The sequence below is a fragment of the Elusimicrobiota bacterium genome (assembly GCA_016721625.1).
GTDB lineage: Bacteria > Elusimicrobiota > Elusimicrobia > FEN-1173 > FEN-1173 > JADKHR01.
On sequence record JADKHR010000001.1, the window covers coordinates 2,275,514 to 2,288,826 of the forward strand.

Annotated in this window: 14 protein-coding genes; 8 read left to right on the forward strand and 6 right to left on the reverse strand. The window is 58.3% G+C overall.

Annotated features, from left to right (window positions below; genetic code table 11):
• Positions 1-131: 131 nt before the first annotated feature.
• Genes IPP35_09825 through IPP35_09845 form a run of 5 tightly spaced genes read left to right on the forward strand, consistent with a single transcriptional unit; the run spans position 132 to position 5,825 of the window.
• A complete protein-coding gene (locus IPP35_09825) occupies positions 132-1,523 on the forward strand; it encodes a HAMP domain-containing histidine kinase (GenBank protein MBL0059389.1) in 1,392 nt (463 codons plus the stop codon).
• Positions 1,520-2,206 (forward strand): response regulator, encoded by a 687-nt coding sequence (locus IPP35_09830; protein MBL0059390.1) that lies wholly within the window; start codon positions 1,520-1,522, stop codon positions 2,204-2,206. Before IPP35_09825 ends, IPP35_09830 begins: the two co-directional genes overlap by 4 nt.
• Positions 2,199-3,608, forward strand: a complete 1,410-nt coding sequence (locus tag IPP35_09835) for a VCBS repeat-containing protein (protein ID MBL0059391.1) — start codon at positions 2,199-2,201, stop codon at positions 3,606-3,608. Before IPP35_09830 ends, IPP35_09835 begins: the two co-directional genes overlap by 8 nt.
• Complete coding sequence (locus tag IPP35_09840; GenBank protein MBL0059392.1) at positions 3,605-4,063, forward strand: hypothetical protein; 459 nt, start codon at positions 3,605-3,607, stop codon at positions 4,061-4,063. The genes IPP35_09835 and IPP35_09840 overlap by 4 nt, the downstream gene beginning before the upstream one ends.
• 31 nt (positions 4,064-4,094) lie before the next feature.
• Positions 4,095-5,825 carry a PorV/PorQ family protein gene (locus IPP35_09845; protein MBL0059393.1) on the forward strand — a complete coding sequence of 577 codons (1,731 nt, stop codon included), beginning with the start codon at positions 4,095-4,097 and terminating at the stop codon, positions 5,823-5,825.
• A gap of 13 nt (positions 5,826-5,838) precedes the next feature.
• Here IPP35_09845 and IPP35_09850 read toward each other — a convergent pair whose 3' ends face one another.
• Positions 5,839-6,981 carry a hypothetical protein gene (locus IPP35_09850; GenBank protein MBL0059394.1) on the reverse strand — a complete coding sequence of 381 codons (1,143 nt, stop codon included), beginning with the start codon at positions 6,979-6,981 and terminating at the stop codon, positions 5,839-5,841.
• Between the two features lie 67 nt (positions 6,982-7,048).
• Here IPP35_09850 and IPP35_09855 point away from each other — a divergent pair, with 67 nt between their 5' ends.
• From IPP35_09855 to ygiD, 3 genes are all read left to right on the forward strand, one after another.
• Positions 7,049-8,065 carry an NAD-dependent epimerase/dehydratase family protein gene (locus IPP35_09855; protein ID MBL0059395.1) on the forward strand — a complete coding sequence of 339 codons (1,017 nt, stop codon included), beginning with the start codon at positions 7,049-7,051 and terminating at the stop codon, positions 8,063-8,065.
• Positions 8,066-8,153: 88 nt separating this feature from the next.
• Positions 8,154-8,819 carry an NAD(P)H-dependent oxidoreductase gene (locus tag IPP35_09860; protein MBL0059396.1) on the forward strand — a complete coding sequence of 222 codons (666 nt, stop codon included), beginning with the start codon at positions 8,154-8,156 and terminating at the stop codon, positions 8,817-8,819.
• A gap of 80 nt (positions 8,820-8,899) precedes the next feature.
• Positions 8,900-9,631 (forward strand): 4,5-DOPA dioxygenase extradiol, encoded by a 732-nt coding sequence (ygiD, locus tag IPP35_09865; GenBank protein ID MBL0059397.1) that lies wholly within the window; start codon positions 8,900-8,902, stop codon positions 9,629-9,631.
• A 428-nt stretch (positions 9,632-10,059) separates the two neighbouring features.
• Here the strand turns inward: ygiD and IPP35_09870 are convergent, their stop codons facing one another.
• The 5 genes from IPP35_09870 to IPP35_09890 form a co-directional block, all read right to left on the reverse strand.
• Entirely contained in the window at positions 10,060-10,527 is a 468-nt protein-coding gene (locus IPP35_09870; GenBank protein ID MBL0059398.1) for an arsenate reductase ArsC, read from the reverse strand.
• A 16-nt stretch (positions 10,528-10,543) separates the two neighbouring features.
• Positions 10,544-10,795: a TM0996/MTH895 family glutaredoxin-like protein gene (locus IPP35_09875; protein ID MBL0059399.1), complete on the reverse strand. Its 252-nt coding sequence runs from the start codon at positions 10,793-10,795 to the stop codon at positions 10,544-10,546.
• An 11-nt stretch (positions 10,796-10,806) separates the two neighbouring features.
• On the reverse strand, positions 10,807-11,754 hold the full coding sequence (locus tag IPP35_09880; protein ID MBL0059400.1) for a permease: 948 nt from the start codon (positions 11,752-11,754) through the stop codon (positions 10,807-10,809).
• Positions 11,748-12,836 (reverse strand): ACR3 family arsenite efflux transporter, encoded by a 1,089-nt coding sequence (gene arsB, locus IPP35_09885; GenBank protein MBL0059401.1) that lies wholly within the window; start codon positions 12,834-12,836, stop codon positions 11,748-11,750. Before arsB ends, IPP35_09880 begins: the two co-directional genes overlap by 7 nt.
• A gap of 62 nt (positions 12,837-12,898) precedes the next feature.
• The gene (locus IPP35_09890) at positions 12,899-13,243 is read right to left on the reverse strand and encodes a metalloregulator ArsR/SmtB family transcription factor (protein MBL0059402.1); all 345 of its coding nucleotides are present in this window, start codon (positions 13,241-13,243) and stop codon (positions 12,899-12,901) included.
• Positions 13,244-13,313: the final 70 nt, after the last annotated feature.

Genomic DNA, 13,313 nt, shown 5'->3' on the forward strand with positions numbered 1-13,313 from the left:
CCCCTAATATACCGGCGCCGGATGATCCCATCGTGGCGCGTATGTGGAATCTTTGTGATCTTTTATTGCCATTGCAAATGGGAGGAAAGTGAGGTAAGTATAGGAGGGACATTTTCATTCAAGGGGATTTCATGAGTTTGGGCGTGCGGTTCACCTTATGGATACTGGCGGTCATGGCCATGACGGGGGGGGTGATGGTCGGTGGATTTTTGGGGGTTGAGAGGGGATACCTTCTGACGGAAGGGAGGCGGACCCATCAAACCAATACCGACCATTTGGCGCAAGTCTGCGCGGAAACACTCGTAAACAACGACGAACTGGGGTTAATGAATTTTCTTAAAGAATTGCGAAAGTCCACTGAATTGGACGAGGCCTATTGCGTGGACGGTGGGGGGAAAGTGTTGGCTCATACGAACTTGGCATTCTTGGGACAGGTCATTGACCGAAATCCGGCCGCGTGGATGTCCGCTCTTCCAGACCCGGTAAAGGCGGATCGATGGACGTACCAAAGCGCGGCTTTGCGCGGTGGGCGCCCAGCGGTTTTCGCCCGATCGGTTTTTCGTTCTTCGGCGGTCAAAAGAATGGTGGGAGAGCGTATAACCAACATGGTTCACCGGTCCATTGGATTGGGACTTTCCGTCTTAGGTTTGGCTTTACTGTCGGCCTGGGGGACCGCCCGAACCATGACGCGCCCCATTCGAAAACTCTCCCAGGGGGTTCGGCGCGTGGGCGGAGGGGATTGGACCGTTCGGGTGCCGGATCATGGGCCCGGGGAACTGGGAGATCTGGCGCGGGAATTCAATACCATGTCCAACCGGCTGGGGGATTTGGATCGCCTGAAGGACGAGTTCATCCACAACGTTTCCCACGACCTTCGCAACCCCTTGAGCGCCATCGCCACTTCCGCGAAAATGTTGAGAACGGACAATCTCCCTCCCTCCTCCGCCCCCGTTCTGAAAGTGATCGAAAGCGCCGCCCTGCGACTTCGAACCATGGTGAACAATATCCTGGACACGGCCAAGATGCGCGAAGGTCGCTTGGCCTTTGATAAAACGGAGTTTTCACCCCACAAACTGCTGGAGGACCTCTTCGCCCTCTATACCCCCATGGCCGAGAAATCCGGGAAGAAACTGGTTTTGGACCTTCCGGCCGACCTTCCGCCGCTCCACGCGGACGAAGAAAAAATCCTCCGAATATTTCTCAACCTTTTGTCGAACGCCTTCAAATTCACCAAGGCGGGGGACGAAGTGGGTCTTTCCGGAAGGGCCCAGGGCTCATGGGTGGAGTTTCGGGTGTGGGATACGGGTTGGGGAATCTCCCCCGAACGGTTGCCCGCCCTCTTCAAGCCTTTCCATTCCACGGACGAGGGTCCGAACGCGCCTCCCCAACAGGGAACGGGATTGGGTTTGTCCATTGTGAAAGTCTTGGTGGAAGGGCATGGGGGCCGCGTCTCGGTGGCCTCGACCCTCGGGAAGGGAACTTCTTTTACCGTTCTGCTCCCGGCGGCGAGGGAGGGCGCGTGAAAAAAACCGTTTACATCGTCGAAGACGATCCGGAAATGCGGGACGTGACCCGCCTGGTTTTGGAGCGGGCCGGTTACCGAGTGTCCGAGGCGGGCACGGCGGAGGAAGGCTTGGCGGGGATTCAAAAAATCCTTCCCGACCTGGTCGTCTCCGACATACAGCTTCCGGGAATTTCCGGCATTCGGTTTTGTGAAATTCTACGCCAAGAAGAACGAACCCGCGGCATCCCCTTGATCCTTTTGACGGTGATGGGGAAAAACGCGGACAAGGTGAGGGGCCTGAAAATCGGCGCGGACGATTACATCACGAAACCCTACGACCCGGGAGAATTCGCGGCCCGCGTGGAGGCCCTCCTGCGCCGCACCGGAGGAGTTCCTCAGGATCCCGCCCGGCCGATTGAATTCGGAAAACTGAGGGTGGATGTGGACCGGCGCGAAGTCACCCTGGCGGGAAAACCGATGGATGTGCGTCGGAAAGAATTCGATCTGTTGGTCTTTTTCCTCCGCCATCCGGGAAAATTGTTGACGCGCTCCAGGATCGGCCAGGCGCTGTGGGGGGACGAGGTGGTCGTCTCCGACAACGCCCTCACCTCCCACATCAAGAATCTGCGGGCCCTGTTAGGCCCCTTTGGGGACCGGATTGAGACCCTTGTCGGTGAAGGCTATCGGCTGAACGATGAATAAACGTTCCTTCGTCCTGCTGTTGTTGCTGGCCCCACCGCTGTGGGCCGTTCGGTTCGCTCCGGGGGATTTGGACGTGAGCCTTCGACACTACTTTAACTCATCCGTAAGGCTCGTAAGCGCCAACGGCGATTTCAACGGAGACGGAAAAGAAGATATCTGCATGCAAGAGGCCGATGATAAATTCGCGCTCATTTTAGGCGGGGGGCTTCCCAAACAATCGGACCTGAGTTTAATTCCGCGAACGACCATTCTCCTTCCCATTGCTGGTTCTCAACCCACCCCGCCGTTTTTCGCGGACATAAACGGAGACGGGAAGGACGATTTGTTCGTCCCAACGCCAACGAATCTAACCCTACTCGCAAACGTGATTGTTTATGTGATATTTGGGTCTTCAGTGGTTCCCGTGTCGGTGAACCTCGCCGCCACATCGGATCTCGCCCTTTCCTTTCCCGTCAACGGAGTCCTGGGAACTCATTTTGGGAAGGGGGACTTTGATGGGGACGGCAAAGAGGATGTGGTAATGTCCGGCGCTACTGTTGGCCCGGGGACCAGTGAATCTTTTCTACTGCTGGGGCGTTCGGTCGCAGGGCGTACCAATATTAACTTGAACGACGGAGTTTCCGCGGTCCGCTTTCATAAATACCCCGCATCTATCGCGGCACCAACCGGCATGGGGGACCTAAACGGCGATGGTTTGGCGGATCTTATTCTATCGGATCAGTATGCGGATATCGCCGGCCGGTCCGATGCCGGCCAGTCGTATATAATTTTTGGGACAACGGTCCCCTTTTTGCCGGGATCCATGGATTGGGATTACGCCGTAAAACCGGCCAATGTGACAATAACCGGTCGTCGGGCCTCTGGTAACATGGTCTGTCAGGCTGTGGGGGATTTTACGGGCGATGGGAAAGCCGATCTGGCTTTGGTGGAAGGTGGGCCCTTGTCGGTGATCCTGTGGGACGGGGGTATTATAACAGGCGCGGGTCCCCAGGTTGATTTGGCCGTGGGGATCCCAGGGCATGGACCGGTTTGGTCCTTGGGGGGAATTCTTGCCGCACCCAGTTTTTCGCAGTTCGGTGATTTTGATGGAGATGGAAGAAAAGATTTTTTTACGATCGACAACGCGTTGCAAGTGACCGGGGGTTTGTCGACGACACCGCTCCAACAAAGCGGGGGCCCGATGTTGCCTTCGGACATAGGCTATGCGTCGGCCGACTCTTTTGATTTAGGGGACATCGACGGCGACGGGAAAAAAGACCTTGTGGTGCTGGGTCTTGATGGAAGCCTCGGCGTTCTCTATGGATTTCGGCCCCTGAACAACCCCTCCGTGCAGATTCGAAGCGGGTCGGTCCCGCCCAAACTGGTCCTTGATTTCTCTGTGGAGGGGAGCCCACGGAAGTGAAAATAAGCGGGGATGTTGTGGACTCGGAAAAAGATCGTTGGTTCCCCTATCAGGCCTCTCTTCCCGTCACCGTGTCCCAAACCGAAGGGGCAAAAACCCTGCGGGTGGTGTTCCGAAATGCGCTGGGGCGTGAAAGTTCCGAGGTCCAGACGACCCTCACGCTGGACTCGGCCACCCCGGGCGTGCAGGTGGTCGGCAACGTAATTGATTCGCAAAACGAGTTCGCGCGGGTGGATTGCCACGTGGACGCGCCGGCCCACGTGAAGGCCGCTGTCCATGACCAATCGGGAGCGCTCATCGCCGGGGTGTTGGACGCGGACCTCCCCGCGGGCGTGTGGCCGATGGAATGGAACGGAAAAAACGATTCCGGCCGAACGGTCGGTCCGGGAGTTTATTACCTGGTTGTGGAAAAAGACGGGAAATCAGAAAAGAGAAAAATTCTTGTTCAACGCTAACCGAGGGAAGCCTCTCGCGGGGGCCATTGTTGTGGCGTTGTTGTGGACCCCGGTCTTCGGCGGTTATTTTTCCAAGGGAGACCGGGGCCTCCAGGGGCCCGCGGTTCTAAAAATGGAGACGGGGGTTCGGGCCCTATCGCTCGGAGGTGCCTTTGTTGGGTCGGCGGACGACGCCAGCGCTCTCTTTTGGAACCCGGCCGGGCTGGAGCGGGTTCCCCGGCAAGAATTTATCGTGGGGCATTCCCGTGTGTTTGAAGACCAGACCCGTGAAGATCTGGGGTGGGTTTTGCCCGCTTGGCGTCGGGGCGAACGGGAAACGTGGGGGGTGCAGGCCTCTTACCTCGCCATGGATTCCTTTGATCTGGTAAAGAACGGAGTGCCCGCCGGGTCGGCCCAACCCTGGGAAGGGGCACTGGGGCTCTCCTACGCCCGGCCGTTTCGAAACCTCTTTTGGGGAATCACGGGAAAGGTGGCGCGGAAAGAGTTCCCCGGCGCCTCGGGACAAAGTTATCTTCTGGACGGAGGCCTCCAGGGAGAATCCAAGAATCTGGGGATGGCGTGGGGGTTTGTGATCGCCGACCTGGGAACGACGATGTCTTTGGGGGAGGGCACGCTGGCGCCTCCAACGGTATTTCGGTTGGGGGGAACGAAACGGTTTCTCCTGGGACGAAAAAATCAACTCCGTTGGTCGGGGCAAATCGACGCTCCTTCGGATGACACAGCGATCGCCCGGATGGGTTTAGAATATGTGGTTCCAGGGAAAGAATGGGAAGCGGCTCTTCGACTGGGGGGCCAAACGGCTGGAGCCTCCAAGTTGACGGCGGGGTTCGGGGTGGGCCGAGGCTCGTTGGGGTTTAACTACGCCTATGGTCCGAGCGAGAGTTTAGGCGCCGCCCATCGAATGGATGTGACGTTCCGCTTTGGTCGGCCCTTGGAACCCGAGGTCCGTCGCCGGGACTTATTTGAGTCCGCCCAGGCGGCGTGGTCCTCCGGCCAAACGGCCCGGGCGGCGGACCTGCTGGAAGAGATCGAAGGAATCTCCCCTCGCTATTTTCCGGCGCAAGCGTTGGGTAAAGAAGTCAACCGGCGAATTGAAGAGAGCTTAAAACCGGACACGCTCTTTACACTGGGCCTTCAAGCCTATGAAGCGAAAGATTTTGAAACCGCGGAGAACTACTTACGAAAGCTGGTGATCCTCGATCCCTCCTATCCGGAGGCCGGCGCTCTGTTGAAAAAAGCCGAGACAGGGCTGGCCGCCGCGCGGGATTCCCAAGCTCGGGCGGAACTCACCCGCGGCCTTGAACGAGAACGGAAATCGCTCCGCCGGTCGGCCCAGGAGGATCAACGGTTCGAACGGTGGCCGGAGGCCCTGAAAAATTGGCGGAGCCTCTTGGTTCGGTTCCCCAAAGACGCGGAAGCCCTGGCGGGCGTAACGCTCTGCCGGAATAAAATCGCCTCCTTGGCGGCATCAGCGGAACGGGCGGGAGAAGGGGGGAAGGCGCTTTCGTTCTATCGACTCTTGCAGGAAGATCGGCCCGACCCCGCCCTAGCGAAGCGAATTGAAAAAATGGGTGGAGAGGCCCGCGCGGAGACCCAGGCCCGGGCCCGCGCTCTCTACCAGGAAGGGGTCCGCGCCTACGATGGGGGAAATTTGAAAAAAGCCCTGCCGCTCTTTGAAGAGGCGGCGCGGTTAAACCCCGACGATGCGGCCATTGCCCGCGCGCGGGATCGGGTCCGAACGGAGCTCAAGCGCGCCAAATAGCCGATGACGATTTTCAGGTGAACTTGACTCCCACGTCCTTCGGGGTGAGGTCCAAGTCTTGAAGGGCTTTTAAAATGATGGGCTTGAGGAACAGGCCCGTGCGCGCGGTGTATTCCAAAAACTCGAAGACGGCGCGCCAGCGTTTGAGCGGGGCTTTGCCTTCCCGGATCATGCGGCAGAATTCCTTTTCAAAACCGCTGTAGCCCATGCGGTGGATGTCTACGACCCCCAGAAGGGGAATGAGTTGGTGATTGGTGACGAGGGGGCTGTTTTCCCGGGGGTGGAGGAGGCCCCAGTCGGCCACTTGTTTCGCAATCACGGATTCGTCTAGGTTCCAGGCGTACAGGGGAAACAAAAGCCGCGCCACGCGTCCCGCCGGCCATCGGGAGCCCCGCCACCAAAGTCCCCGTTCCGTTTCCGTATAAATGTCGGACAAGGCCATCCCCGCCACGTGGGTCCGATCGGACCGTTCTCGTTCGGGGGGGGATTCGAAATCCCGTAGGCCCAGGCCGTCTTGCACCTGGTAACGGGAGTAGCCGCAAAGGATGAGCGGAATTCCTTTTTCCGCCGCCAGGGCTCGGGCAGAGTCCAATAGGAACTCGCCGTCGCTAAAGTCCACGGTGCCGTATCCGCCGTCTTCGTTCAGGTGGGTGATCCCGTAGCGGTAAAGCTTTTTCATATAGGCCCGGGCGGGGCGGAAGGTAAAATGGTCCAGATCCAACCGTTCCACCAGGCGAAGCACGTTGGCCCGGGCCACGGGGCTCATAAACGTGTTGTCCATGGTGAGGGCCAAAAGCCGGAGGTTCGGGTGTTCGTCTTTCATTCGGCGGACCATGTAAACGCTGTCTTTGCCGCCGCTGAAAAGGACCAGGGCGTCGTAGCGGCCGCCGCCCCGGCCCTCGTGTTCCGTCAAGATCTTGGCGAGGGAAGCGATTTGGTTCTCGAGGGGATCCGAGACCGTAGCGGCAGGGCGAGGTTCCAGGCAGGCGGAACAAAAGCCGTTCCCGTCCAAAGGGGAGGCCCGTTCCGAAAGGGCGCATCGCCGGCAACGTCGGGCTATTTTGTTCCTCACCCACAGGCGGTGGAAGGGCCAGACAAAACGCGTGTGGAACTCGAAGAGTCGGGCGGTGAGGACGGCGCTGGCGACGGTTTCCATGGGGCACCCCATTATACTCAGAAAAAGCCAAAATGACGGTGGGGAATGAAGGATTCTGGAGGTGAAAATGAAGGCTTTCGTCACGGGGTCCACGGGGTTTTTAGGGATCCAATTGGTTCAGGAACTGGTCAAGGCCGGGTGGGAGGTGACGGCTCTTCACCGCGCCTCCTCTGACCTCGCCGATTTGAAAATCATTCCCGGGATTAAGTTCGTGGTGGGGGATGTGACGGATCGAACCTCCCTGGAGAAGGGAATGCCGCACAACATCGACGCGGTATTTCACGCGGCGGGGTCCGTGTTGCCGCTCCCCCATGACCAGGAGTTCACGCGTTACGCGGTGAACCAGGCGGGGACTCGCCATATGGTTGAAACCGCCCTCAAGCAGAAAGCTCAACGGTTCATTTACACCTCCACCGTCCTCACCTACGATTTCGCCCGGGGAGGCCGGGTCACGGAAGAATTCGGCCCTTATCAAGGGGTGGACGCCTACATGCGCTCCAAGGCCTTGGCCGATGTGGAGGTGGCGAACGGGGTTTCGGCGGGGCTGGACGCCGTCTTTCTTCACCCCTCGGCTATTTTCGGCGCCTACGACAAAGCCACCTGGTCGAAATTGTTTCTGGAGATTCAGCGGGGCCTGCCCCTCCCCTTCGCGCCGCCGGGGGGCGCCAGCGTGGCGCACATGCGAAAAGTGGCCCAAACACACGTGGCGGCCTTTCATCGAGGACGGAGAGGGGAGCACTACATTTTGGGAGGCCCCGACGTCACCTGGTTTGACGTCGTGCAACGGGTCGCGCGCCTTTTGAACAGGCCCGGCGCGCGCTGGACCTTGCCCTCCGGCCTTTTCCTCCTCTACGGTTACGTGGAGTATTACCTGTCGACCTGGCTCGGCCGGGAACCCACGATGACGCCTCATATCGCCGAAACCCTTCGCCACACCATCCTGTCCGATTCCTCCAAGGCGATCCGGGAATTGGGCTACGAACCCTCCAGCTTGGATGAAATGTTGACGGATTGTTACCAATGGATGGTGGCCACGGGCCGGTTGTCGGCGCGACCCCAGGAAGGGAAACCGAAGTCATCCTGAAAAAAAAGGGCCGCACCCGACCTTAGGGAACTTTTTAGCTGGTTAAGTGTTGTTTAAGAGCGAATCCAACCGAAGAAAGGAGCCTGCTATGCCGACACTTTCTGTTGAAAGTCCCATTTCCCCCGCGTCCTTGATCGACCAACTCCGCTGGCGTTACGCCACGAAGGTCTTCGACCCCGCGCGCAAAATTCCGGCGGCGCTTTGGACGGCGCTGGAGGAGGCCCTCGTTCTTGCCCCTTCTTCCTTCGGCCTCCAGCCCTGGAAGTTTTTTGTCGTGCAGAATAAAGCCGTGCGCGAAAAGTTGCGCCCGGCGGCGTGGAACCAGTCCCAAATCACCGACGCCTCCCACCTGGTGGTGTTCGCGATCAAAAAAAATCTGAACGTCGAAGACGTGAGGAAATTTATCGCGCTCACGGCCAAAGTCCGAGGAGTGACGGTTGAAAGTTTGGCTCCCTACCAGAAAATGATGGAAGGCTTCGCCGCCCACCCGCCCTTGGACATCAACGTCTGGGCGGCCCGGCAGGTCTACATCGCCTTGGGCACGTTTTTGACCTCCGCCGCTCTGCTCGGGGTGGACGCTTGTCCCATGGAGGGGTTCGCGCCGGGAACGTTCGACGAAATTTTGGGGCTCGACAAAAAAGGCTATGCAACGGTGGTGGTCGCCACGGCGGGCTATCGCTCGGCCGAGGACAAATACGCCGCCGCGCCGAAGGTTCGATACGAGAAAAGCGCCGTCCTCGAGGTTTTGAACTGACCGCGAAAACTGCGGGCGGTTCCACCGGCGCTGGGAAGGAACCTCTTTGGCCGGCCTTGTTCCTGGGCCATGGATCTCCGATGAACGCCATCGAAGAGACCTCTTTTTCCCTGGCTTGGGGGAAATTGGGAAAGGAGCTCGGGCGGCCCAAGGCCGTCCTCTGCGTTTCGGCCCATTGGCTCACCCAGGGGTCGCGCGTGACGGCGCAGAAGAGTCCAAAAACCATCCATGATTTCTACGGGTTTCCCGAGGCCCTTTATCACGTTCGCTACCCCGCCCCCGGGGACCGGGCCTTGGCGGTTCGCGTGGCGGACCTTTTGGGTCTTTCGTCCGACGCCTTGACGGAGGACTGGGGGTTGGACCACGGGGCCTGGAGCGTTTTGGTCCACCTGTTTCCCAAGGCGGACGTCCCCGTGGTCCAGCTTTCCTTGGACCCACACGCCTCGCCCATGGACCACGTGAAACTGGCCCAACAGTTGGCTCCTTTGAGGGCAGAGGGCGTCCTCCTCTTGGGAAGCGGCAACCTCGTCCACAACCTCGGTCTCTTGAGCGGCGACCCCGAGGCGGCACCGCCCGCCTGGGCGACCGCGTTTGACCGGGCGGTTCAAGAGTCGGCGATTCGAGGGGATCTGGAGGCCCTCACCCGCTGGGAAAGTCTCACGCCCGACCCGCGCTTGGCCTGCCCCTCGCTGGACCACTACCTCCCGCTTCTCTACGTCCTGGCCCTCCGCCACCCAGGGGAACCCGTGTCGTTCCCCGTCCAAGGTTTTCAGCACGGAACCATCTCCATGCGATCTGTTCGCGTCGGCTGAAGGTTTCAAAACCCCGGTCGGCGTCAGCTTTCGCTTCACCGACATCTCCTTCTTCAGCCATGGTGGGTTCCTTAACCCGAATAATTCAGTTGCCCACTGTTCGTCCCTTCCAAAAACTTAACAGAAGGGACTGTCCTGACATTTCAATTGTTTGACGAATAGGACGACGTAGAATCTGACCCTTTTAACTCCACGAAAATTTTCGACCGTCGTCCCATCTACGCTCTCACTTTTTTGTTTCGGAAAAAGGGGCATCTTTTGCGTCTCGCATCAGCGGCTCTGTCCCGTCCATGCCGGTCCACAGGGTCGGGACTGCACCACTATTCATGAATTGTCGGACGGTGCTTCCGCCTCAGGTGCCCCGCGCTCTGCGCGGGGCCGGTCCTCGGGTGCAACTGAATTGCCTTGTTTAACGCTCTCGCCCGGTTCTAACCCGAAATTGGAATGAGAGTCGTTCGCTCTTCGGGCCGTATCGCCGGGAAATCCTGAACAAACCGTTTAATCTCATCCCGCACGCGGCGGTAATGGGACAAGGCTTCCTCTTCGGTCTTGGCTTCAGCGGCCAGTTTGGGCGGGTCTTCAAACCCGGCGTGGATGATTTTCGTTTTCCCCGGGAATCGCGGGCAATGTTCGTTGGCGTGGCCGCAGACGGTGACCACGACGTCGAAAGGGACGTCTTTTAATTCGTTGATGTTTTTGGACCGATGCTTGGAAATATCCACTCCCGCCTCGGCCATCACCTTGACGGCGAGAGGGTTCAACCCGTGCGTCTCGAATCCCGCGGAGAATGCTTCCACCACGTCGCCCCTCAACGACCGCGCCCACCCCTCGGCCATTTGGCTTCGGCAGGAATTTCCCGTGCACAGGAACAGAATGGTGATTTTACGGTCGCTCATCCCCGCTCCGCCCTGGTCACCCGGAATGGGGAATCTGCCCCAACAGGGTCTTGAGTTCGTCGAGCCCGGGCACCCGGCCCGCCACTTTCACCATGCCGTCCACCGCCAAGGCCGGGGTGGCCATGACGCCGAAGGCCATGATCTTTTCAATGTCCGTCACTTTTTCAAGCGCATAGTCCAAGCCCATCGCCTTGGCGGCTTTTTCCGTTTGATCCGCCAACGCCTTGCATTTGGAACAGCCGGTCCCGAGTATTTGGAGTTTCTTCATGTCACGCCCCCTTATAAAACAGCGTTGAACAAATAGCCCACCCCGACAATGGCCAAAGCCACGATGCCGAAAAACGTCAAGAGCAGGCGCATCTTGAGGACTTTTTTCAAAATGACCGCCTCCGGGAAAGAAAGCGCCGTCACCGCCATCATGAACGCCAGCGCCGTGCCGATGGGGAGCCCTTTTCCCATGAGAGCCTGAACCACGGGGATCATTCCGGCGGCATTGGAATAAAGCGGGACCCCAACGACAACCGCCAACGGCACGGCGAAGGGATTGTCCCGCCCCGCGTGGACGGCCAGGAAATCCGCCGGGGCATAACCGTGGATGAAGGCCCCAACGCCCACCCCCGCCAAAACATAAGGGCTGATCTTCTTGAGCAAGTCCCAGGTGTAAAAACGGGCGTCGGTGAACCTCTGTCGAAATGACAAAGAAGTCAGGCCCACCGCTCCCACCTTTATTTGATAAACGTAGTCCTGAACGTATCTTTCCATCTTCAATTGACCAATGACGATACCGGATAAAATGGCGACGAAGACGCCGGTGCCGACGTATAACAGCGCCACTTTCGCGCCGAACAGCCCCCACAAGAGGATCAACGCCACTTCGTTGACCATGGGCGACGACACCAAGAAAGAGAACGTGACCCCCAACGGCACCCCCGACTCCACAAACCCGATGAAGAGAGGCACGGCCGAGCAGGAGCAGAAGGGCGTCACGATCCCCAGGAGCGCCGCCAGCACGTTCCCCACGTATTGTCGCCGGTGAGCCAAGAGCGCCCGCGTTCTCGCCGGGGAGAAATAGGAACGGAGGACCGCGACCACGAAAACGATGACGGTCAGGAGGAAAACAATCTTCACGCTGTCGTAGAGGAAGAAGTGGACCGCCTCGCCCAGGGGCGTGCCACGTTCAAGTCCCATCCAGCCGAAGGTCAGATGGGCGACGATTGTTTTCAGCATGACTCGCACCTCTGGCCCACGGCGTCATGGATCGGGGTAAAAAACAGGCGTTTGGCTCGGAGGGACACGTTCACGAGCCCGATCATGACCGGCACCTCCACCAGGGGACCCACGACGGCCGCGAAGGCCGCGCCGGAATGAATGCCGAAAACCGCCACGGACACGGCGATGGCCAACTCGAAATTGTTGCTGGCCGCCGTGAAAGAGAGCGTCGCGGACTTTTTATAATTCGCTCCAATCTTCCAACTCATCCAGAAACTCACCAGGAACATGACCAGGAAGTAAATGAGCAGGGGCACGGCGATTCTCAACACATCCAGGGGAATCCAGACGATCATCTTTCCTTTAAGGCTGAACAGGACGACGATGGTGAACAAAAGCGCGATGAGCGTGAGCGGGCTGATTTTGGGGATGAACGTCTTTTCATACCATTCTTTCCCCTTCGTTTTCAGACCGATGACCCGGGTCAGCATCCCCGCCAGGAACGGGATTCCCAGGTAGATAAAGACGCTTTGGGCGATCTGCCCCATGCTGATCTTCACAAGACTCCCCTTCAACCCGATCATCGGGGGCAGGACGGTGATGAACAGGTAGGCGAAGGCGCTGTAAAAGACGACTTGGAACACGCTGTTGAACGCCACGAGCCCTGCGGCGTATTCGGTGTCCCCCTCCGCCAAGTCGTTCCAGACGATCACCATGGCGATGCATCGCGCCAATCCGATCAGGATGAGACCCACCATGTATTCCGGATACCCGCGCAGGAATACGATCGCCAGGACAAACATCAGCACGGGGCCCACGATCCAGTTTTGAACCAACGACAACCCCAAAACTTTCCAGTCCCGGAACACGTCCCCCAATTCCTCGTATTTCACCTTTGCCAAGGGGGGAACCATCATGAGGATCAACCCCGCCGCGATGGGGAGGTTTGTTGTCCCCACTTGAAACAGGTTGATGAAGTTCTCAATCCCTTGAAAAAAATACCCCAGACCAACACCAAGCCCCATCGCCAGAAATATCCAGAGCGTGAGGTATCTGTCCAGAAAAGAAAGTTTTTTTACAATGCCATCGCGATCCGCCATCACAAAGACCTCTCATAAAAGAAAGCAGTTAAACGTATATAACAACAAAACAAATTAACAGGTCAAAACAGGGGCGCCGGGCTTACGGGTGGAAGGGCCGCGAATCCCCGCAAATCCTTTTGAATCAAAGGGCTTTGGTCCCAAAGAGCGCGCAAACAAACGAGGGTTTCCTTTAAGACGCTGGGAAGGGTCGGGGAGATCTCATAGTGAATCCAAGTCCCTTCTCGCCAATCGCGGACAAGACCCGCCTTCTTGAGAATTCCCAAATGGCGGGAGACCTTGTACTGGGGAGTTTCCAGGGCGCGCATCATTTCGCAAACGCATAATTCTCGCTCCATGAGGAGGCGCAGGAGCCGAAGCCGTAACGGTTCGCTGAGCGCCCCATGGAAGGAGGTGAGGTTTAACATATCTATATGCGACATACAGCATATATTAGCCTCGATTCCTTTACGAGTCAAGTTTAATCGACGCATTCTT

Bases quoted from the DNA above. Each gene is read 5' to 3' on its own strand.
- IPP35_09825 (MBL0059389.1), top strand. From the start codon at position 132: ATGAGTTTGGGCGTGCGGTTCACCTTATGGATACTGGCGGTCATGGCC.
- IPP35_09850 (MBL0059394.1), bottom strand. From the start codon at position 6,981: ATGGAAACCGTCGCCAGCGCCGTCCTCACCGCCCGACTCTTCGAGTTC.
- IPP35_09835 (MBL0059391.1), top strand. From the start codon at position 2,199: ATGAATAAACGTTCCTTCGTCCTGCTGTTGTTGCTGGCCCCACCGCTG.
- IPP35_09860 (MBL0059396.1), top strand. From the start codon at position 8,154: ATGCCGACACTTTCTGTTGAAAGTCCCATTTCCCCCGCGTCCTTGATC.
- IPP35_09855 (MBL0059395.1), top strand. From the start codon at position 7,049: ATGAAGGCTTTCGTCACGGGGTCCACGGGGTTTTTAGGGATCCAATTG.
- IPP35_09875 (MBL0059399.1), bottom strand. From the start codon at position 10,795: ATGAAGAAACTCCAAATACTCGGGACCGGCTGTTCCAAATGCAAGGCG.
- arsB (MBL0059401.1), bottom strand. From the start codon at position 12,836: ATGGCGGATCGCGATGGCATTGTAAAAAAACTTTCTTTTCTGGACAGA.
- ygiD (MBL0059397.1), top strand. From the start codon at position 8,900: ATGAACGCCATCGAAGAGACCTCTTTTTCCCTGGCTTGGGGGAAATTG.
- IPP35_09880 (MBL0059400.1), bottom strand. From the start codon at position 11,754: ATGCTGAAAACAATCGTCGCCCATCTGACCTTCGGCTGGATGGGACTT.
- IPP35_09890 (MBL0059402.1), bottom strand. From the start codon at position 13,243: ATGTTAAACCTCACCTCCTTCCATGGGGCGCTCAGCGAACCGTTACGG.
- IPP35_09870 (MBL0059398.1), bottom strand. From the start codon at position 10,527: ATGAGCGACCGTAAAATCACCATTCTGTTCCTGTGCACGGGAAATTCC.